Genomic DNA, 19,395 nt, shown 5'->3' with positions numbered 1-19,395 from the left:
GCGGCCTTATGGGAGATTATCTCTTCAGTCCTTGCAATTTGGCAAAGGCCGAAGCCATGGCGTTTTGCTGCGTGGGCTGGTTGCCACGCTGGGGTTGAGCGTACCCACCACGACTATTGCCTCCACCGTAGCTGTTGCCACGGCCTGCTCCTTCAAAGCGGTTGTCGCGCGGGCCATCACGCCTTGCCGGTGCCGCGTCCAGCTTCATGGTCAGGCTGATGCGCTTGCGATCCACATCGACTTCCAGCACCTTCACCTTGACGATCTGCCCGGTCCTGACCACTTCGCGCGCATCTTCGATGAACTTGTGGCTCATCTGGCTCACGTGGACCAGACCATCCTGGTGCACGCCCAGGTCCACAAAGGCACCGAACTGGGCCACATTGCTCACGGTGCCTTCCAGCGTCATGCCTTCCTTGAGATCCTTGATGTCTTCCACGCCGTCGTTGAAGCGGGCCACCACGAAGTCTGGACGCGGGTCGCGACCGGGTTTTTCCAGCTCGCCCAGAATGTCCTTGATGGTCACTGCGCCGAACTTGTCATTGGCGAACTGTTCGGGCTTCAAAGCCTTGAGCACCTCGCCTCGGCCCATGATCTGGTCCACGCTCTTGCCGGTGGAGACAATGATTTGCTCCACCACGGGATAGGTTTCGGGGTGCACGCCCGTCATATCGAGCGGGTTGTCGCCACCACGAATGCGCAAGAAACCGGCGGCCTGCTCGAAAGTCTTGGCACCCAGGCCCGCCACTTCCATCAGCTGCTTTCGGTTCTTGAACGAGCCATTGGCATCACGCCAGCGCACCACCGACTTGGCGACAGAGGCCGACAGGCCCGACACACGCGTTAGCAGCGGGGCCGAAGCAGTATTCAAGTCCACACCCACGGAGTTCACGCAATCCTCGACCACGGCATCCAGCTGGCGGGCCAGCTCACTCTGGTTCACGTCGTGTTGGTACTGGCCCACACCAATGCTCTTGGGGTCGATCTTGACCAGCTCGGCCAGCGGGTCCTGTAGACGGCGGGCGATGGAAGCGGCACCGCGCAGGCTAACGTCAATATCAGGCATTTCCAGCGCCGCAAATTCGCTGGCCGAATAAACCGAAGCACCGGCTTCGCTCACAACCACCTTGTCGATCTTCTTGCCCGCCTTTTCGGCGATCTTGATCAGATCGGCCGCCAGCTTGTCGGTCTCGCGGCTGGCCGTGCCATTGCCAATAGCAATCAGATTAATGTTGTGCTTTTCAACCAGTTTGGCCAACACGGCCAGCGAGCCATCCCAGTCGCGGCGCGGCTCATGCGGGTAGATGGTGGTCGTGTCCACGAGCTTGCCAGTCTGGTCCACCACGGCCACCTTCACACCCGTGCGAATGCCAGGGTCCAGGCCAATCACAGCGCGCTGGCCCGCAGGCGCGGCTAGCAGCAGGTCGCGCAGATTGTCGCCAAACACTTTGATCGCCACTTTTTCGGCCTCCTCACGCAGGCGACTGAACAGGTCGCGCTCAGTCGACAAGCTCAGCTTCACGCGCCAAGTCCAGGCCACGCACTTGCGCAGCAGATCGTCGGATGCGCGCTTGGCATGGCTCCAGCCCAAGTGCAGGGCAATCTTGCCTTCGGCCAAGCTCGGTTGGCCGGGGTCGGGCTCAACGGGTTGCACCAGCTTGACTTCCAGAATCTCCAGTGCACGACCACGGAACACGGCCAGCGCACGGTGCGAGGGCACGCGGCCGATCGGCTCATCGTATTCAAAATAGTCGCGAAACTTTGCGACCTCGGGGTCGTTTTCGTTCTTGGATTCGACTTTCTTGGACTTGAGCAGCCCCTCGTCCCACAGCCATTCGCGCAGCTTCTGCACCAGGGCCGGGTCTTCGGCCCAGCGCTCGGACAGGATGTCGCGCACACCGTCCAGCACGGCAAATGTGGTGCTGAAGTCAGGGCCGGGCTTGCCGTCGTCCAGCGTGGTGGCGGGCTTGCAGAAAGCCTCGGCTTCTTTGTGCGGGTCCAGCGTGGGGTCCGCAAACAGCTTGTCGGCCAGCGGCTCGATGCCGAATTCCTTGGCGATCTGACCCTTAGTGCGGCGCTTTTGCTTGAACGGCAGGTAGATGTCTTCCAGCTCCTGCTTGGTAGGAGCCTGTGCAATCGCCAGGCGCAATGCGTCAGTCAGCTTGCCTTGCTCGTCAATGGCCTTGATGACGGTCTCGCGGCGGTCTTCCAGCTCGCGTAGATAGTTCAGGCGCTCGTCCAGTGCGCGCAACTGCGTGTCGTCCAGGCCGCCCGTGGCTTCCTTGCGGTAACGGGCTACAAACGGAACCGTGGCGCCACCATCGAGCAACTCCACTGCCGCGCTCACCTGCTGCGGTTTGACATTCAGTTCTTGAGCAATCTGACCAATGATTTTTTGCATTCGATACTCGCCCCACGGCGTTCAACACAGGAAGCCAATGAGTTTGCCATATGCATGCCATGCCCTCACCCGGATTTCTGCAGGCAAATGAAACCAAAGCTTAAAAACTATGGTTTTAATAGCTGAGGGCACATTTGGATTAAGTTCTGGAGAGCAATTTCATTAGAATTTCAAAGCTATGCCCGAGCAGTTTCAGGATGACTTCTTTGCTGATGACCCATCGCCTGCCAAGCCACGGCGCGGTGATGTCATGCTGACGCCGGATGCAGCCCAGTACGCAGCGCTGGCCAGCCAGTTGCCAGCCCTGTTACGCATGGGCGCATCGACTTGGTCTTACCCCGGCTGGGAAGGCCTGGTCTGGGACGGTGCCTATTCCAAGGAAGTGCTGGCCAAGAAAGGCCTCACGGCCTATCACCAGCACCCGCTGCTGCGCACCATCTGCGTGGATCGCACCTTCTGGCGGCCACTGACCGCCAGCCAGTACGCGGCGTTTGCGGCGCAGGTGGATGAGGATTTTCGCTTTGTCGTCAAGTGCCCGGCAGGCGTGACCGATGCCCAGGTCCGCACCGAAGAAGGCAAGCCACGCGAAGCCAACCCGGCGTTTCTGGATCCCTGCCTGGCCGTGGAGCATTTTGTGTTGCCTACACTGGAGGGCTTGGGGTCCAAGCTGGGCGTGCTGGTATTTCAGCTCAGCCCGCTTCCCTGGAGCCTGCTCAGCCAGCCCAGTCTGCTAATGAACAAACTGGCCCTTCTACTATCAGCGGTACATCAGACACTGCAGACACAGCACAAGCAGTCCGAAGTCATCGTGGCCGTTGAAGTACGCGACCCCGAGCTGCTGACGCCCGCGCTGGCTCAAACACTCAAGGCCCATGGCGCAACCTACTGCCTGGGCCTGCACGGCAAGATGCCACCCATCGAGGAGCAGTTGCCGATATTGCGTGCCCTGTGGCCTGGCCCACTGGTCTGTCGCTGGAATCTGAATCGCATCTTTGGTGCCTATGGCTATGCTGATGCGCAGGCCAAGCACGATCCGTTCAGCGAAATCCGCAGCGAAGATCTGCATACCCGCGAGCAGCTGGCTCGCACGATTGCCGGCATCTGTGGAGCAGGTCAACCCGCTTTCGTGACCATCAGCAACGATGCCGAGGGTTGTGCTCCGCGCTCCATTGCTCTGCTGGCGCAGGCACTTGCACGTCTGACAAACCCAAGCTGAAATTTAATACAAAAACAGGCTCAAACGCCTATCCATCAAGCGCTGACAGCTATCAAAAAAGCCCTGAAGACTTGCTGCAGGGCTTTCATCTCAGGGCGGATCAGTCTTTCAACGCCGCCAGCGGGTGCGAGTGCACAGGCCAGGGGCTGTCAAAGAATGCTTGCCATTCGGCATCACCAACGTCCTCAATGCTGGCAGGACTCCAGCGCGGGCTGTGATCCTTGTCCACGGCCAAAGCGCGTATACCCTCTACTGTCTCGCTCTGCCCGGGGCGCAGATAGAAACAATGACGCACCATGTCGCGCTCCATGCGCAGATCCTCAGCCAACGTCATCTTGCGGGCGCGGCGAATCTGCTCCAGCACCACATGCAGCATCAGCGGTGAGCGCTTGCGCAGCGTAGCTGCCTCGGCCTGCGCCCAGTCACTGCCTGCTTGCAAGGCCTGAACAATGGCTGTGACGCTGGATTGAGAAAAACAGGCATCAATCTCCAAGCGGTGCTCTGCACTCTTGGACTCCATGCTCACAAAGCGCGATCGCACCGCGGCATTGAGGGCTTCCACATTGGCGAAGTCCGTGCTCGCCAGCGTCTCCCAGAGGTCAGGCAATTGTTCCGATGGAATGCAACCGTCGGCCAGATTGAAAGCCACCGCATCGCCTGCACCAATGGTGTCGCCGGTCAGTGCCAACCATTCACCGACGCAGCCGGGGCAGCGCGAGAGAAAGTAGCCGCCACCTACATCGGGGAACAGGCCAATCGCGGTCTCTGGCATGGCCATCTTGGTGCGCTCGGTCACAATGCGCAGCGAGCCGCCCTGACTGATGCCCATGCCGCCGCCCATGACGATGCCGTCCATGAAAGCGATGTAAGGCTTGCCAAAGCTGTGAATCAGATGGTTGAGCGCATATTCTTCCGTGAAGAAGTCTTCGAGTTGCGGGTTTCCGGTGCTGCCTGCTGCATGCAGAAAACGGATATCGCCACCCGCACAGAATGCCCCGAACACCCCCTCTTTGTTGCTGCCACGAATGGCCACGCCCAGAATCGAGTCGTCTTTTTGCCAAGCAAGCAGTGTGCCCAGCAAATCACGCACCATGCCCAGCGACAAGGCATTCAGCGCCTTTGGGCGGTTAAGCGTAATCATGCCCAGCTTGCCGCGCACTTCGGCAATGACCTCTGATGCATTGGTTCCGGGGAAAGTCGTCATTGTTTGCTCCTTGAATCCATACCATGCCGGCTGCTGCCAAGCAGCCAGAATATGCACATTGATTATGCGTTGCAGCCCTGCGCACGCGCGGACAAGCATGTGACAAATACCGCCAGATTCGGGCTCCATAAAGCCCGAGCAGCGCCAACGCTGACTAATATAGAAGCCTGTGCGACTGGTGCTTGTGTAAGCAGGCCCGGCCTGCCCGCAGCCTCATGACACAACTGCCCTCCTCCGAAACGCCCTCATCTGCAAAGCGCCCTGAACCCAGGTCACTTTCGGCTCCGCTGCGCTATCTGCTCATTGCTTTTGCGCTGATCTGCGTCGTTCTGGGCCTGATCGGAGCAGTGGTGCCGGGCATACCCACGACCGTCTTCATACTGATGGCTGCCTGGGCCGCAGTGCGTAGCTCTCCCAGGCTTCACGGTTGGCTTTATGCACACAGAATCTTTGGCCCGCTACTGCACAACTGGGATAACGGCGGCATCGTCAGCCGCCGTGCTAAATGGACAGCGACCGTAAGCATGGGAGCCAGCAGCTTGCTGATTCTGCATGTCTCCTACAAGCTCTGGATCACGGCCATGAGCTTGAGCATCATGGCCTGCGTGCTGCTCTGGCTATGGCTCAGGCCTGAGCCGAAAGGCTAAGAACCTAGCACCTGCTGCAGCTGCCTCTGAATGAACGGACACTGACAGCAGTGCCCCAAGAAAGCCACCAGGACAAGAATGTGCGCAGACAAAGACTTGGAAGATCAAGGGTCTAGAGCAAACAGAATTTTTAACCTGCGGTGGCTCTGTTGCATAAACCCTGTTTGAAGCGAGCTACCCCAAGCCCTAGCAAAGACGCTGCCTTTGCGGATGCGTGCATTCTTTCGAGGTGCAATGACTGGAGTCGCTGCGCACCTTATCACCGCTTCATGGACTGGCTGTGTGTCGGAAGCGCCACCACCTGTCAGGCTCTCGAGCACTTCATCTTTCGGTAACTGCTGCAGCAAGTCAGGCAATACGGCAGCATCGCTGACATTGTTGGAAGTCACGCAGATGGCTCGAATCTGCAATGTCTTGGCATCAATGACAATGTGCAGCTTGCGCCACTGGCGGCGACGTTTAGGTCCGTGCTTTTTGCACTTTCACTCGCCTTCACCTAGAAATTTAATGCTTATCGAATCCACCAGCAGGTGCAACCCACCTTGGCTGCGTGTGTACGGCACCTGAACGTTCAGCCCTAATTGGCGTCTGCACAAAGTGCTGAAGTCAGGGGCTGGCCAAGCAAGCCCCGACAATTGCAGCACGGACTGCAGCAGTCCTGTCGTTTGGCGCAGGGCTAAGCCAAACAGATTCTTGAGCGTCAAGCAAAACTGGATGGCAGCATACTAGAACTTCGGGCTACGCCCGCGTTTGCCGCTGGCAGCGGCAAATCAGCACATGCGTTTTTCCAGCCATACCGTCAATGAACCTCGTGCTTTAAGCGAGGCGTTGTATTGCTTCCAGTTGGTGGTCCGGTAGCGGGGCTTGCTGGGCTGGCTCATGCTTTGAGCCTAGCGCTTTCGACACGCCGATTTCTGCAACAACGCCGTCTTGGATTACAAAAGCCTGTACCCCTCCATCATCAGGACCTTTCTGGTAGATCCTTTGGGCTTGATCGAAGGCTCACAAGCCGGCTCCAGCAACCCTGTCCACGCCCCTCTGGAAACACTTTTTGCAAGAGATAAGCATTGCCTTCCAGGCATCGTGACGATGCTTGTGGCAAGCAAGTGATGAAGCCAAGCGCAGTCAAAATGAGCCGCTCTCTCAAGCCCTGAAGCTGGTGATGAATTCATTCGCTGGCGTGCTGGGAGCATCTGAATGCAGATTCTTCAACCCGAAGCTTATTTCTGCCATCACATTACGGGGGCATGCGATGGTCAAAGCCACCCGTGACCTGGTAGAACAACGCGGTTATGAAGCCATCTATGGCGACACCGACTCCATTTTTATCTGGCTCAAACGCAGACACACTACTGAGCAGGCACATGCTGTGGCGAGCGAACTGGTCCAGGGCATCAATGCCTAGTGGACGCGGCCACTGCGCCAAGAGCAGGGATTGGAAAACTTTCCTGAAATCGAGTTCGACACCCACTACCAGAAGTTCTTCATGCCGACGATCCGAAGATCAGATGTCGGTAGCAAGAAACGCTATGCGGGACTGAGCGTGGATGCAGATGGCAAGGAAGCCATGATTTTAGGGGCCTGGAGATGCCGCGCAGCGACTGGACACTGCTTGCACGCCCGTTCCAGGAAAGCCTGCTCACCCGCGTCTTTAAAGGCAAGCCGTACAAGGATTTTGTTGCTGACTATGTGAATGCCACATTGATGGGGAAGAAAGATGAGCAACTCATCTACCGCAAACGTTTACGCCACCATCTGGATGTGTACGTCAAGAATGTGCCGCCACAAGTGAGAGCTGCACGCATTGCTGACGTATACAACACACGCATGCAACGCCCCAGGCAATACCAAAACGGTGGCTGGATTCAATACGTTATGACCAGAAATGGACCGAGCCACTTGAAGTACGCTCCTCGCCCATTGACTATGACCACTATTTAAGCAGACAGCTTCAGCCCATTGCCGATGCCATCTTGACACCACTTGGCGACAGTTTCACCGCCCCCTCCAAAGCGGCTGTTCTGATGCAGGAGGTACGTCGCGCCAGCATAGAAAAAGGGCTCCTAACTATCAAGTTAGGAGCCCTTATCTATATTGGTCGGAATGGCGGGATTCGAACTCGCGACCCCTTGCACCCCATGCAAGTGCGCTACCAGGCTGCGCTACATTCCGTGTTGTTGCCGTTATTGTAACCGATTTTTGATCACATTTTAAAAAGAGCATTGCAGCTCTATCAGGACTACAGCAAGAGATTACGGCCTTTTACTGCTTCAGGTTGCATAGCAGATGCAAGCGCCATACCTCTGCCCAACAATTGAAAAAGGCCTGTGATTTTTATCACAGGCCTTTTCAAATTGGTCGGAATGGCGGGATTCGAACTCGCGACCCCTTGCACCCCATGCAAGTGCGCTACCAGGCTGCGCTACATTCCGTGTCGATGGGTCGAATTATAGAGATGAAAAAGGCCCACTCAGAGCAAAACACGCAGTTTTTCAAAAAGAGTTCAAAACACGACCCTGCTGAACCAACGCTGCAACTGGAATTTCTGTTATTCCAACCAATATCTCCAGCCAGCACAAACACTCATCAGATGCCATGGCCTTAAAGGTTTTACGCACCTTCCAAGCTGCGCCAATACCGCTCAGACGCGTACTTCCCCTTAATCGTTGACGCAAAAAAACCACTGTCATCACTTTGAAAAGATGATTTCATCGGCTTGCGCGGATCTGTAGCCCAAGCTGTATACAAACCGCCGCTATATTTCAGAACGTAAATTCATTCCAACTCGAGAGAACACACATGAAAAACACTTTCATCGCAGTAGCAGCGGCCTTGGCCTGCAGCGGCGCTGCCTACGCTCAGAGCAATGTGCAGCTGACCGGCCTGGTTGATATGTATGTCGGCTCCATGAAGGCGCCCGGCGGTGAGCGCGCTGGCGCCGTTGGCTCTGGTGGTCTGACCACTTCCTGGTGGGGCCTCAAAGGCACGGAAGATCTGGGCAATGGCTTGAAGGCCGACTTCAACCTCACAGCGTTCTTCCGCGCAGACACCGGCACTCCCGGTCGCTATGACTTGGCTTTTGGCGAGACTTTCTTCGCTCGTGACGCCAATGTGGGCCTGAGCGGCAGTTTTGGTCGCGTGGGTCTGGGTCGCGGCATGGCACCCAACTTCCTGCCCACGATCCTGACCAACCCCTTTGGTGACTCGTTCACCATTTCGCCACTGGTACTGCATGCGAATATGAGCACTGGCGGCTGGAACAAGGATATCAACGGCACGACAGGCACCGATACCGGCTGGAGCAACCAGATCGTGTATTCGACCCCCAACATGGGAGGCCTGAAAGCCAATGTGCACTACCAGTTCGGCGAACAAACTGCTGCTGGACAACGCGGCAAAAAGAATGTGGGCGTCAATGCTCTGTATGGCGCAGGTCCTCTGAGCCTGGCCGCTTTCTATGAGCGTGTTCAGATCTCCGGCCCCCAAGGCCTGCAGGTGCAAGACTCCAAGACTGACTGGATGCTCGGCGGCACTTATGACTTCAGCGTCGTAAAGCTGTACGGCACTTACGGCCAAGCCAAGGTCAAGACCCTGGACGTCAAGAACACCACCTACTCTCTGGGTCTGGATGTTCCTGTCAGCTCGGCCGGCACGATCAAGGCTGCAGGCGCACACACCAAGTCTGAAGTTGGTGCAGTGGAAGGCAAGCGCACCACTTACACCGTGGGCTATGACCACTTCCTGTCCAAGCGCACCGATGTGTATGGCGCTGTGATGTATGACCGCGTGAAGTGGGCAGAGTCCAAGTCCGGCACCAGCGTGGCCGTGGGTATTCGCCACCGCTTCTAAGCGACTGAACCGGCCAGCGCCAGCCGCTGGCTTGATTCACCCAAGCGAGGCCAAGGCCTCGCTTTTTTCATATCCATCCGTTCATGGATTCTGTGGCGACATCAACAGCTTCATGCGGCGGTCAATTTGGGATATGGCGGCCTCATCCCCCACCTGCACGGCTGCGACTCGGCTCATCATCAGCCAGGCCATCAGCGGCCTGCGCCAACCTTGGCTGGATGCAGTGTCTACGCCCAGCTGAATCAGCTTCACAGTCTCTGCTGACACGCTGCCTGCACGCAGTGCAACACCGGCTGCGACCAATCTGGAGAGCGGGTCCTTGACCTCTGAGATGGCTTCCATACCCGATGCAGAAATGGCTTTGGCAATGGCACGCTGAGGCTCTGGAAGCTGCTCAATATCGGAGAGTGGCAGTTGCGCCAGCAGGTAGCGGGCATAAGCCTGCTCTGCCGGGCTGGCGTCCTGCGCCAGCGCCTGGTAGCCAGGGCAATTGTTCCAGTCCAGGCTGGCGACTTGTGCAGCACAGCGCATCAGTTCTACTTTGGCCGCCAGCGCGGGCTGGCCGGTACTGGCGACGGCATCGCGGGCCTTTTGCCATTGCAGAGTTTCAACGCGCTGCTTACCTTGCAGATAGGCGGTTGTCGCTTTTTGGGCCGCAGCTTCGGCACTCAAGGACCAATCTGGTGCAGGAGGATGGTTGCCGCAACCAGCCATTGCTATCACAGCAATAGCTACTAACGTTTTACCACATTGGGCTAGAGTCGTTTTTTGCTTAAATTCCAAAGTCATGGCAGCTTGAGCTCCGGTTGATGGGCAAATGGCCATTTGCGCTGCAGATCGTTGAGCACAGACTCCAGACGCAGCAGGTTGCTTTCGACTTCGGCTCGCAGCGCGCCCAGGTCGGTAGAGGCTTCCTTGGCATTGCTGCCCACAACCTGCATATCTGCCAGCACCGCATCCACCTTGGCCATGCTCTTGCGCGTGTCTGCCAGCAGTCCATTGAGTTGCTCTACCGTGGACTTGACCTGAGGCATGACGCCATTCGCATCAAATACCTGGCTGTCAGCACGCGCCACGATACGATCCATGCGCGCCAGCAAGGAGTTCGTACGCTCCAGCATCTGACCGACCTTCTTCGCTTCTTCATCACTGCCCAGCACTGCACCCAGCACTCCGCCCTGGCCCTGCATGCGCTCGGCCAGCTTGCGCACTTCCGCCAGAGACCCGCCCAAGGCCGAGTCCGTGGCGGTCATTGCCGCCACATTGGCCAGCACTTCCTTTGCAGAATTGATGATCTGTGGCAACTCTGCCGTGGCATCGCCACTGAGCACAGGCCGCACGGAGTCGGGCGGCAAAAGCGCATCATCGAGCATGCCGGTATAGGCCTTGATGGTGGTGCCTCCCACAATACCTTTGACCAGAGTGAACACACTGGACTGACGCAGCCAGTGGGCATCCTTTTGCGTCACATCCACCAGAATGCGCACCGTTCCATCCTCGGCCAGTTCAATCTTGCGCACCCGCCCTATGGGAAAGCCCGAGAACGTCATGTCCATTCCCACCACCACGCCTTCGGAGTCATCAGCGGTCAACACCAGACGCTGGGTAGGCTCGAACACGCCGCGCGCATACAGCAGATAGCCAGCCGCCCCCAGAATCAAAACCAGGGTCAACACCAGCAAGGCTGCCGCCTTGGCTCGCAGGTTGGCCACTGGCTTGAGGCTGAGCAGCTCCTCATCAATCAATTGCTCCTCGGCCATCCGCTTTTCGCTCATGGCTCCATCCTTTTCAGTAATAGTTGCCCATGAGCGAGATCACCTCGATCAGAAGCAGCACGGCAAACATGCGGGCAAAACCACCGAGCTCGGCCCCACCGCGCTGATGTCGTGCCACCGGCGTATACATGGCCGACGCCAGCGGCATCACAGCCACTGCGAGGCTGAAAAACCAGGTCTTGAGCACAAACACCAGCGTCAGCGACGGCGTGAAAATCTGCCCAAAGATACGGGTATAGCTACCAAAGCCCGCCAGACTAAAGCCGTAGACACTCACGTACACAGTGACCAGGGCAACGATGCAGCTGAGTGCCGCCAAGGTGACGGCCGCAAATACACCTGCCGCAGCACGCGGCACCAGTGCCACACGAACAGGATCTATGCCCTGCCCTTTCCACTTTGCCAGCTGCCCCTGGGTGCGCATCTGCACCACCTGCACACCAGCCGGAATGGTGCAGCGCATTGCCACAAACAGCGCGGCAGTCAAAGGGATCAGCTCAATCACCATCACCCGCACCACCAGATCCAGCGCATAGCGAGACAGGCCATAGCTTTGGGCAGTGACGATCACAATGCGTGCAATCACCGCACACAGCAGAGCTGCCAATGCAGTAAAGCCGGTGAGGATAGGCGCGGTCTGCGCATACATCTGCTGGGCCAGCATGGCTCGCCCACGCCGTTGGTAACTGGACGGGGACATCACCAGCACCAGCAAAACAGCTGCCAGATAAATGCTGCGCCACCACGCCAAGGCCTGCGCGGCCAGCGCAGCCCAGATCCGGCCTGGCAGCTTGACAGTGGTTTCGCTCCAACTCATGCAGGAATGATAGCGTCCACTTCAGGGTACAGACGCGGTCACCGCTCACTCAGCCCGTCAGACATGACGCTTTGACGCCGGGCCGCCCTGCAAGCCTTCTGGCAATGGCTCATCGGCCTGGGCATGCAAGGCTTCGATGATGTGGCAATAACTATCCGTACCATCGCACTGGCTGCGCAGCTGCATCAGCTCATGCTCCAGCGCCTGCAGCTCAGCCAGCCGCTCGCGTACATGACCCAGATGAGCGTCCAGCGTTGTATTGGCCGCCACGCAGTCGGCCTTGCGCGCGCCATCCAGCGCCAGCAGGGTTCGCACCTCGTCGAGCGACATATCCATGGCCCGGCACAGACGGATAAAGCGCAGACGGTGCAGATCGCCATCGGTGTAGAGCCGGTACTGGTTGTCCTCACGCACTCCCGCGGAAAGCAACTGCTCCTTCTCGTAGTAACGGATATTGGCAGCAGCAATGCCCGAGCGCTTGGCCGCCTCACCAATACGCCAGCGCGGAAGATCGGGGGAATTGAGCGCCATGCTTGACCTTAAAGTGACTTTATTGTTTTCAATACTGCCATGAAGCAAGAAAGCCCGTCCACTCACGCCCATGACGGCCACGATCACTCGCATTCCCATGAGCATGGGCATGCACAGGTCGTCGCCGCTACTTCAAATAAATTCATAGCAGCCCCCGCAAGCTCGGCCTGCGGCACAGACTGCTGCGCACCATTCACCATCAGTCAACCTGCCAAAAGTCACGACCACGATCGTGACGATCACGCCGGGCACGACCATGGCGTGCTGCCCGGCTGGCCACGCATTTACGCAGCACTAGCAGCAGCCCTGGCGGCCGAAGCCTGCCACTGGTTTGGCGGCGACGGCACCAATGCAGTGCTGCAATACTTGGGCATGGCGCTGGCCGTGGTCGGCATTGCGCTGTCTGGCCTCGGTGTTTACAAGGCCGGCATCAAGGATTTGTTCCGCTTCAAACTGGGCATTCATGCGCTAATGGCCGTGGCCGTGACTGGCGCTTTCATCATCGGCCAGTGGCCCGAAGCCGCCATGGTCATGGCGCTATATGCCGCCGCCGAGCGCATTGAAGACCAGGCCATGGACAAGGCCCGCATGGCCATCCGCAACCTGCTGCAACTAGCACCCGAAACCGCCGATGTGCTGCAACCCGACGGCAGCACCCAGCGCATGGCCGTGCGCGATGTTCCCCTCGGCTCTGTGCTACGCGTAACGCCCGGCGCCCGCGTGCCGCTGGACGGCGAAGTGACCGAAGGCGAAAGCTCGGTCAACCAGGCCCCCATCACCGGCGAGAGCGCTCTGGCACACAAAGGCCCTGGCGATCAGCTTTATGCAGGCTCTATCAACCAAGATGGCGAGCTTCAACTGCGCGTCACGGCCCCCGCCAGCGACAGCCTGATTGCCCGCATCGTTCATGCGGTAGAGCAAGCCCAGTCCTCCAAAGCGCCTACCCAGCGTTTTGTCGATCGCTTTGCCCAGATCTACACCCCCATCGTGCTGGTGCTGGCGATTGCTCTGGGCGTGCTGGCCCCCTGGGTCATGGGCTGGACCTGGCACCAGGCCGCCTATCAGGCGCTGGCGCTGCTGGTAATCGCCTGCCCTTGCGCGCTGGTGCTGTCCACGCCTGTCACCGTGGTCAGCGCACTGACGGCTGCGGCCAAGCGCGGCATTCTGATCAAGGGCGGCAGCGCGCTGGAATCGGCCCGTCAGCTCAAGGCCATCGCACTGGACAAGACCGGCACGCTGACCACAGGCTCGCCCAAGCTGGTGGACTGGAAAAACTGGAACACAGCAGATCCCACAACAGCCGCAGCCCGCGCCTATGCCCTGGCTTCGCGCTCCGACCATCCGGTTTCTCGCGCTATCGCGCAGGGGCTGGAAGAGTCCGTGGGCAAGAGTTTTGCCGAAGCACAGCAAATCCAGGCCCTGCCCGGGCGCGGCGTGCAAGCCCAGGTCGATGGCGAGCTGTGGACCCTGGCCAATCTGCGCTGGGTAGGCGAACAAGGTTGGGACAGCGCCGAGCTAAAGGCCGCATTGAGCGAGCAAGAGCAGCAAGGCCGCACCATCACCCTGCTGGCCAACAGCCTGGGCGTGCAGGCGCTGTTTGCCGTGGCCGACCCACTGCGCCCGCAGGCCAAGGAAGCTGTGCAGCAGTTGCTGGCCCTGGGTGTGAAGCCCGTAGTGCTCAGCGGTGACAACACCACCACCGTGCGCACCGTGGCCGCCGAGGCGGGCATTACCGATGCACGCGGCAATATGCTGCCCGAAGACAAGCTCAAAACCCTGAGCGAGATGCAGCGCGACATTGGCCCCACGGCCATGACAGGCGACGGTATCAACGACGCCCCCGCGCTGGCCCAGGCCGATATCGGCTTTGCCATGGGCGGCATGCACGCCACCGACATGGCCATGGAAACCGCCGATGTGGTGCTCATGAATGACGACCTGCGCCGCATCCCCGATGTGGTTGACCTCTCGCAGCGCGCTCACAGCGTGCTGTGGCAGAACATTGGCCTGGCGCTGGGCATCAAGGTCGCCTTCTTCATCCTGGCACTGACTGGCCACGCCAGCATGTGGCTGGCCGTGCTGGCCGATATGGGCGTGAGCCTGCTGGTGGTGGCCAACGGCCTGCGCCTGCGCCACTGGAAGCGCCAGGACTAAGCACTCCCTAATAGAGATACCATCTGCGGGGAACTAAACAGCCCCGCCCGGTATCATTGAGCCCATGCGCCGTTTTCTTTCCCTGTTCATGATGCTGCTGCTGGCCCTACGTGGCCTGGCAGGCGATGTCATGGCCATGGAAAGCCCGGCAGCCATGGTTGCAAGCACCGCGGCCATGCATATGTCGCACAACATGGATGATAGCGAATCGCACGCCCACCATGAGCATGCTGAGCACAGCAACCATGCAGCAGTCGAAGCGCCGCAATGCAACGCGACCGACAGCAGCGGCTGTGGCTCTCACGATGGCAACCACTGCACCACCTGCGGCCTGTGCCACTCTGCCATGGGACAGTCGTCGATCTCCATTTTTGCAGGCTCCGCGCCTGCCAGCAGCCAAGCCCCGCACGGGGCGGATCGCTTTGCCAGCATCGCGCCTGCAGCGCAAATCAAGCCCCCCATTTCTGCGGTCTGACACCCTAGGTGCGTCCGCAATTTGATAGCAGCCACCGCCCTTGCTATCTAGCTTTGAAGCCAAAAACACTTCAAAACCTTGCGGTCGTGAACATGGTCTCGACTTCAGGAATCTTCTATGCGCCCTGCGCATTCCTTCACCATCTGCGCCCTTACTCTAGCTTGGGGGATGAGCGCCCTGCCCAGCTTCGCGGCTGAGCCATCTTCTTCTGCAACTGGGACAAAGGCCGCACCAGCGGTATTCAACCCCGCTGCGCCCACCGCCCCCTTGCAGCACCAGCCGCTGGCCGCCAGTGGCACCATCGTGGCTCAGCCTGGCGACTGGAAGGCCGCCAACGCGGCTGTGGCCCAGTTTCCGCGCGGCCATGCCGATGTGCTGAATTGGGAAAAAGCCCAATCGGCTACGCCCAGCCAAGCTGCGCCAAGACCCGACCAGCACAACCATCATCAGCACGGAGGCCAGCGATGAAGCGCATAGCACTTCGCCTCTCGCCCTTATTAACGGCGCTGGTGCTGGTAGGCTGCGCCAGCGTCTCGCCGGACGGACTGCGTGGCGATGTCACCAAGCACACTGAGAGCAAGCTCCCCGCAGGTGCGCAACTGCCGTCGTCTGATGCCAAGGCCCAGCAAGACGCACATACGCAAATCAATGACTGGCTGCAAAAGCCCGTCGATGCCGATACCGCCGTACGCATCGCCCTGCTCAACAACCCTGGTCTTCAGGCACAACTGGCCCAGCTTGGCATTCAGGATGCCCAGCGCGTGCAGGCGCTGACCCTGCCCAACCCCAGCTTTACCTTTGGCCACTTTCGCAACGGCCACGAGCGCGAGATTGAGCGTCAGCTCAGCTTTGGCCTGGTGCAACTCATCACCCTGCCCTGGCGCAGCCGCTGGCAAGGCTGGCAGATGGAGCAAGCCACGCTGACCGCCGCCCAGCAGGTGCTGCTGCTGGCCGCAGACACGCGCCGCGCCTGGCTGCGTGCCGTGGCCGCCGAGCAGGCGCTGGCCGCCAACGAGCGCATGCACGAGGCCGCAGCCCTGGGTGGCGAGCTGGCACGCCGCATGGCCCAGGTAGGCAACTTCAGCAAGATGGACCAGGCCAAAGAACTGGCCCAGCAGCAACAAGCCGCCGCCCAGCTGGCGCGCGCGCGCCTGAACGCCCAGCTGGAGCGCGAGCAACTGGCCCGCCGCATGGGGCTGTGGGGATCACAGCTGACCTTCAAGCTACCCGAGCAATTGCCCGCCCTGCCAAAAGCCGCTGAGCTGCGCAGCGGCGACGACGCCGAAGCCAGCGCCCTGCGCGAGCGGCTGGATTTAAGCGCACTGCGCCGTGACCTCGATGTGACTGCCGGACGCCAGGGCTGGGCCACGGTGGGCAGCATCTTTGGCGATATTGGCGCAACCTATAGCAGCAACACCAGCACCGAAAGAAGCACCGGCCACAGCGACAAAACCCAGGGCTGGGAGTTTGACGTGCCGCTGCCGCTGTTTGACTGGGGATTTGCCGCCAGCGCGACGGCTAAAAACCAGGTGCTGCGCAGCGCATCGCTGCTGCGCGAGAACGCCATTCGCGCCCGCAGCGAGGCGCGCAGCCACTGGCTGGCCTACCGCACGGCGTACGACCTGGCCCAGCAGCAACAGGCCGAAGTCCTGCCCCTGGCCAAGCTGATGCAGGAAGAGACCGTATACCGCTACAACGGCATGTTTATAAGCGTGTGGCAGCTGCTGGCCCAGGCGCGCAACACCACGCAGGCTGTGGTCAATGTCACCGAGGCCCAGCGTGATTTCTGGCTGGCAGAGACAGATCTGCAACTGGCCCTGACGGGTACATCACCAGGCACGACTCCCACTATTTCAACCACCGCCGCACCTGCTGCAGCACCCGAGCAAGGCCACTGAGATGCAACGCCGATCCTTTTTTACCGGCGCTGCAGCAGCCGTTGCAGCGTCCTCCGTCAGCAAAGTGGCCATGGCCGCCCTGCCTGAGCCTGTGATGCAACACAGCGCCGACACCGCCGCGCCGCTGGTGCCACCTAATGGCCGCCCCTACCAGCCCGTGGTCACGCTCAACGGCTGGACCACGCCCTGGCGCATGAATGCAGGCGTCAAGGAGTTCCACCTTGTCGCCGAGCCCGTGGTGCGCGAAGTGGCTCCCGGCTTCTTCGTCAACATGTGGGGCTACAACGGCCAGTCGCCGGGGCCGACGATTGAAGTCGTCGAAGGCGACAAAGTGCGCATCTTTGTCACCAACCGCCTGCCGGAGAACACTACCATCCACTGGCACGGCCAGCGCCTGCCCAATGGCATGGACGGTGTGGGCGGGCTGAACCAGCCGCATATCCCGCCTGGCAAAACCTATGTCTATGAATTCATAGCGCGCCGCCCCGGCACGTTCATGTACCACCCGCATTCGGACGAGATGGTGCAGATGGCCATGGGCATGATGGGCTTGTGGATCACCCACCCCAAGGCTGGTCACCCGCTGATCGACACCGTGCAGCGCGACTACGCCTTCTTGCTCAGCGCCTATGCGGTAGAGCCCGGCGCGATGACGCCGCGCATCAACGAGATGACGGATTTCAACATCTGGACTTTCAACAGCCGCTCCTTCCCCGCCATCAGCCCACTGGTAGCCAAACAGGGCGACAAGGTGCGTATCCGCGTGGGCAATCTGACGATGACCAACCACCCCATCCACATCCACGGCCATGAGTTTGAAGTGACGGGCACCGACGGCGGCCCCGTGCCCAAAACAGCGCGCTGGCCCGAGGTGACTACCGACGTGGCCGTGGGCCAGATGCGGCAGATTGAATTCACCGCCGACGAGCTGGGCGACTGGGCTTTTCACTGCCACAAAAGCCACCACACCATGGGCGCCATGGGGCATGACGTGCCCACCATGATTGGCGTCGATCACAAAGGTCTGGTGGGCAAGATTCAGAAGATCGTGCCCGACTACATGCTGATGGGCGAGCGCGGCATGGGCGATATGGGCGCCATGGAAATGCCCCTGCCCGACAACACCTTCCCCATGATGACGGGCAAGGGCCCGTTCGGAAACATCGAAATGGGCGGCATGTTCACCACATTCAAGGTGCGCAAAAACCTGGGCGCCAACGATTACAAGGACCCCGGCTGGTACACCCAGCCCAAGGGCACCGTCGCCTATGAATGGCAAGGCGCACCGCTAGCGGCCAAAGCACCGCGCCAGACCGCGCCGGGCACTGCTCCCGGGGCAGCCACGGTGCACAAACCTCAGGACACGGGAGGCCACGAACATCACTGATGCATCGCTGACAAAAACACTCAAAAACATAGCTACCAGCGCTTGATAGATAAGCGCTAGAAGGCTATTTCACTGATAAACCGTTTACCCAAAAAGGAAGAAGGCCATGACCCATACCTCTCGTCGCAACGCTCTCCACATGCTGGCCGCCGCCGCAACCGCTGCCGCCCTGCCCGCCTACGCCAGCAAAACCGGCAACACTGGAGTAACTGGCAAGACCCCCATGGAAGTATGGAAAGACCCGAACTGCGGCTGCTGCAAGGACTGGATTGTGCTGATGGAAAAAGAGGGCTTTGCCGTGACCGTGCATGACGTGGGCAACAACGCCGTGCGCGCCAAGCTGGGCCTGCCGCAAAAGCTGGGCAGCTGCCACACCGCACTGGTGGGCGGCTATGTGGTCGAAGGCCATGTACCCGCCGCCGATGTGCACAAACTGCTGAAAGCAAAGCCCAAGGCCCTGGGCATCACTGTACCCGGCATGCCCATTGGCAGTCCCGGCATGGACGGCCCCGAGTACGGCGGCCGCAAGGACCCGTATGACGTGCTGCTGGTGACCAAGAGCCTGATGCGCAGCGATGTCAGCACCAGCGTCTTCACCAGCTATCGCGGCTAAAGCGGTTCAATCAACACAAGAGAAAGAACACCCCATGAAAACCATTCTCTCCGCCATTGCCCTCAGCGCAGCACTCGCTGCCATCGCCGCCCCTGCCTTTGCGCAAGACCACTCCAGCCATGCAGGTCATGGCGCGGCACCCGCAGCCAGCGCTGCATCGGCCGATGTGATGACCGCCGGCGAAATCACCCGTGTGGATGCCCGCACCGGCAAGCTCACCATTCGCCACGAGGAAATCAAGAACCTGGACATGCCGCCCATGACCATGGTGTTTGGCCTCAAAAACAGCTCTCAGGCAGCCCGCTTCAAGCCCGGCGACAAGGTTCTGTTTCATGCAGAGGACGATAGCGGCTCGCTGACGATCACGCGCATTCAGCCCGCATCCTGAGGCAAGCGCGCCCAGCCTGGCGCTTGGAATGCAGTGGAAT

At 59.7% G+C, this 19,395-nt stretch carries 16 protein-coding genes, 2 tRNA genes and 2 pseudogenes; 11 read left to right on the top strand and 9 right to left on the bottom strand.

Going from position 1 to position 19,395, the window contains the following annotated elements; all coding sequences use genetic code 11:
- Positions 1 to 16 precede the first annotated feature (16 nt).
- Positions 17 to 2,401 (bottom strand): Tex family protein, encoded by a 2,385-nt coding sequence (locus tag AC2I9W_RS17015; protein WP_486411105.1) that lies wholly within the window; start codon positions 2,399 to 2,401, stop codon positions 17 to 19.
- 178 nt (positions 2,402 to 2,579) lie between these two features.
- On the opposite strand from AC2I9W_RS17015, the gene AC2I9W_RS17010 reads away from it, so the two are divergent.
- Positions 2,580 to 3,617, top strand: a complete 1,038-nt coding sequence (locus tag AC2I9W_RS17010) for a DUF72 domain-containing protein (protein ID WP_486411104.1) — start codon at positions 2,580 to 2,582, stop codon at positions 3,615 to 3,617.
- A 100-nt stretch (positions 3,618 to 3,717) separates the two neighbouring features.
- On the opposite strand, the gene AC2I9W_RS17005 is transcribed toward AC2I9W_RS17010, so the two are convergent.
- A complete protein-coding gene (locus AC2I9W_RS17005) occupies positions 3,718 to 4,821 on the bottom strand; it encodes an enoyl-CoA hydratase/isomerase family protein (protein ID WP_486411103.1) in 1,104 nt (367 codons plus the stop codon).
- A 215-nt stretch (positions 4,822 to 5,036) separates the two neighbouring features.
- Between AC2I9W_RS17005 and AC2I9W_RS17000 the strand changes: the two genes are divergently transcribed.
- Entirely contained in the window at positions 5,037 to 5,468 is a 432-nt protein-coding gene (locus AC2I9W_RS17000) for a YbaN family protein (RefSeq protein WP_486411102.1), read from the top strand.
- A 104-nt stretch (positions 5,469 to 5,572) separates the two neighbouring features.
- Here AC2I9W_RS17000 and AC2I9W_RS16995 read toward each other — a convergent pair.
- Positions 5,573 to 6,349: pseudogene (locus tag AC2I9W_RS16995) on the bottom strand (IS5 family transposase).
- Positions 6,350 to 6,395: 46 nt separating this feature from the next.
- On the opposite strand from AC2I9W_RS16995, the pseudogene AC2I9W_RS16990 reads away from it, so the two are divergent.
- Positions 6,396 to 7,468: pseudogene (locus AC2I9W_RS16990) on the top strand (DNA polymerase domain-containing protein); the annotation flags it as partial.
- Positions 7,469 to 7,563: 95 nt separating this feature from the next.
- On the opposite strand, the gene AC2I9W_RS16985 reads toward AC2I9W_RS16990, so the two are convergent.
- Positions 7,564 to 7,640, bottom strand: a tRNA-Pro gene (locus AC2I9W_RS16985).
- Between the two features lie 183 nt (positions 7,641 to 7,823).
- Positions 7,824 to 7,900: transfer RNA gene (locus AC2I9W_RS16980), tRNA-Pro, on the bottom strand.
- Between the two features lie 367 nt (positions 7,901 to 8,267).
- On the opposite strand from AC2I9W_RS16980, the gene AC2I9W_RS16975 reads away from it, so the two are divergent.
- Positions 8,268 to 9,317 carry a porin gene (locus tag AC2I9W_RS16975; RefSeq protein WP_486411101.1) on the top strand — a complete coding sequence of 350 codons (1,050 nt, stop codon included), beginning with the start codon at positions 8,268 to 8,270 and terminating at the stop codon, positions 9,315 to 9,317.
- A gap of 81 nt (positions 9,318 to 9,398) precedes the next feature.
- Here the strand turns inward: AC2I9W_RS16975 and AC2I9W_RS16970 are convergent, their stop codons facing one another.
- The 4 genes from AC2I9W_RS16970 to AC2I9W_RS16955 all read right to left on the bottom strand — a co-directional run bounded on the left by AC2I9W_RS16970 (position 9,399) and on the right by AC2I9W_RS16955 (position 12,440).
- Entirely contained in the window at positions 9,399 to 9,989 is a 591-nt protein-coding gene (locus tag AC2I9W_RS16970; protein ID WP_486411100.1) for a hypothetical protein, read from the bottom strand.
- A gap of 113 nt (positions 9,990 to 10,102) precedes the next feature.
- Positions 10,103 to 11,092, bottom strand: coding sequence for an MlaD family protein (locus AC2I9W_RS16965; RefSeq protein WP_486411099.1), 990 nt, complete (start codon positions 11,090 to 11,092; stop codon positions 10,103 to 10,105).
- A 13-nt stretch (positions 11,093 to 11,105) separates the two neighbouring features.
- Positions 11,106 to 11,909, bottom strand: coding sequence for an MlaE family ABC transporter permease (locus tag AC2I9W_RS16960; RefSeq protein WP_486411098.1), 804 nt, complete (start codon positions 11,907 to 11,909; stop codon positions 11,106 to 11,108).
- A 57-nt stretch (positions 11,910 to 11,966) separates the two neighbouring features.
- Positions 11,967 to 12,440, bottom strand: coding sequence for a Cd(II)/Pb(II)-responsive transcriptional regulator (locus AC2I9W_RS16955; RefSeq protein ID WP_486411097.1), 474 nt, complete (start codon positions 12,438 to 12,440; stop codon positions 11,967 to 11,969).
- 39 nt (positions 12,441 to 12,479) lie between these two features.
- On the opposite strand from AC2I9W_RS16955, the gene AC2I9W_RS16950 reads away from it, so the two are divergent.
- The 7 genes from AC2I9W_RS16950 to AC2I9W_RS16920 all read left to right on the top strand — a co-directional run bounded on the left by AC2I9W_RS16950 (position 12,480) and on the right by AC2I9W_RS16920 (position 19,355).
- Entirely contained in the window at positions 12,480 to 14,594 is a 2,115-nt protein-coding gene (locus tag AC2I9W_RS16950) for a heavy metal translocating P-type ATPase (RefSeq protein ID WP_486411096.1), read from the top strand.
- Between the two features lie 64 nt (positions 14,595 to 14,658).
- The gene (locus AC2I9W_RS16945) at positions 14,659 to 15,069 is read left to right on the top strand and encodes a hypothetical protein (RefSeq protein ID WP_486411095.1); all 411 of its coding nucleotides are present in this window, start codon (positions 14,659 to 14,661) and stop codon (positions 15,067 to 15,069) included.
- 168 nt (positions 15,070 to 15,237) lie between these two features.
- Positions 15,238 to 15,537 carry a hypothetical protein gene (locus AC2I9W_RS16940; RefSeq protein WP_486411094.1) on the top strand — a complete coding sequence of 100 codons (300 nt, stop codon included), beginning with the start codon at positions 15,238 to 15,240 and terminating at the stop codon, positions 15,535 to 15,537.
- Entirely contained in the window at positions 15,534 to 16,967 is a 1,434-nt protein-coding gene (locus tag AC2I9W_RS16935; protein WP_486411093.1) for a TolC family protein, read from the top strand. Before AC2I9W_RS16940 ends, AC2I9W_RS16935 begins: the two co-directional genes overlap by 4 nt.
- A gap of 1 nt (position 16,968) precedes the next feature.
- Positions 16,969 to 18,354 carry a multicopper oxidase family protein gene (locus tag AC2I9W_RS16930; protein WP_486411092.1) on the top strand — a complete coding sequence of 462 codons (1,386 nt, stop codon included), beginning with the start codon at positions 16,969 to 16,971 and terminating at the stop codon, positions 18,352 to 18,354.
- 106 nt (positions 18,355 to 18,460) lie between these two features.
- Entirely contained in the window at positions 18,461 to 18,967 is a 507-nt protein-coding gene (locus AC2I9W_RS16925) for a DUF411 domain-containing protein (protein ID WP_486411091.1), read from the top strand.
- 34 nt (positions 18,968 to 19,001) lie between these two features.
- Entirely contained in the window at positions 19,002 to 19,355 is a 354-nt protein-coding gene (locus tag AC2I9W_RS16920; protein WP_486411090.1) for a copper-binding protein, read from the top strand.
- The last annotated feature ends 40 nt before the right edge of the window (positions 19,356 to 19,395 follow it).

The organism is Comamonas sp. FUJ_7, assembly GCF_057369555.1.
This window is presented reverse-complemented; position numbering and strand designations above follow the sequence as displayed.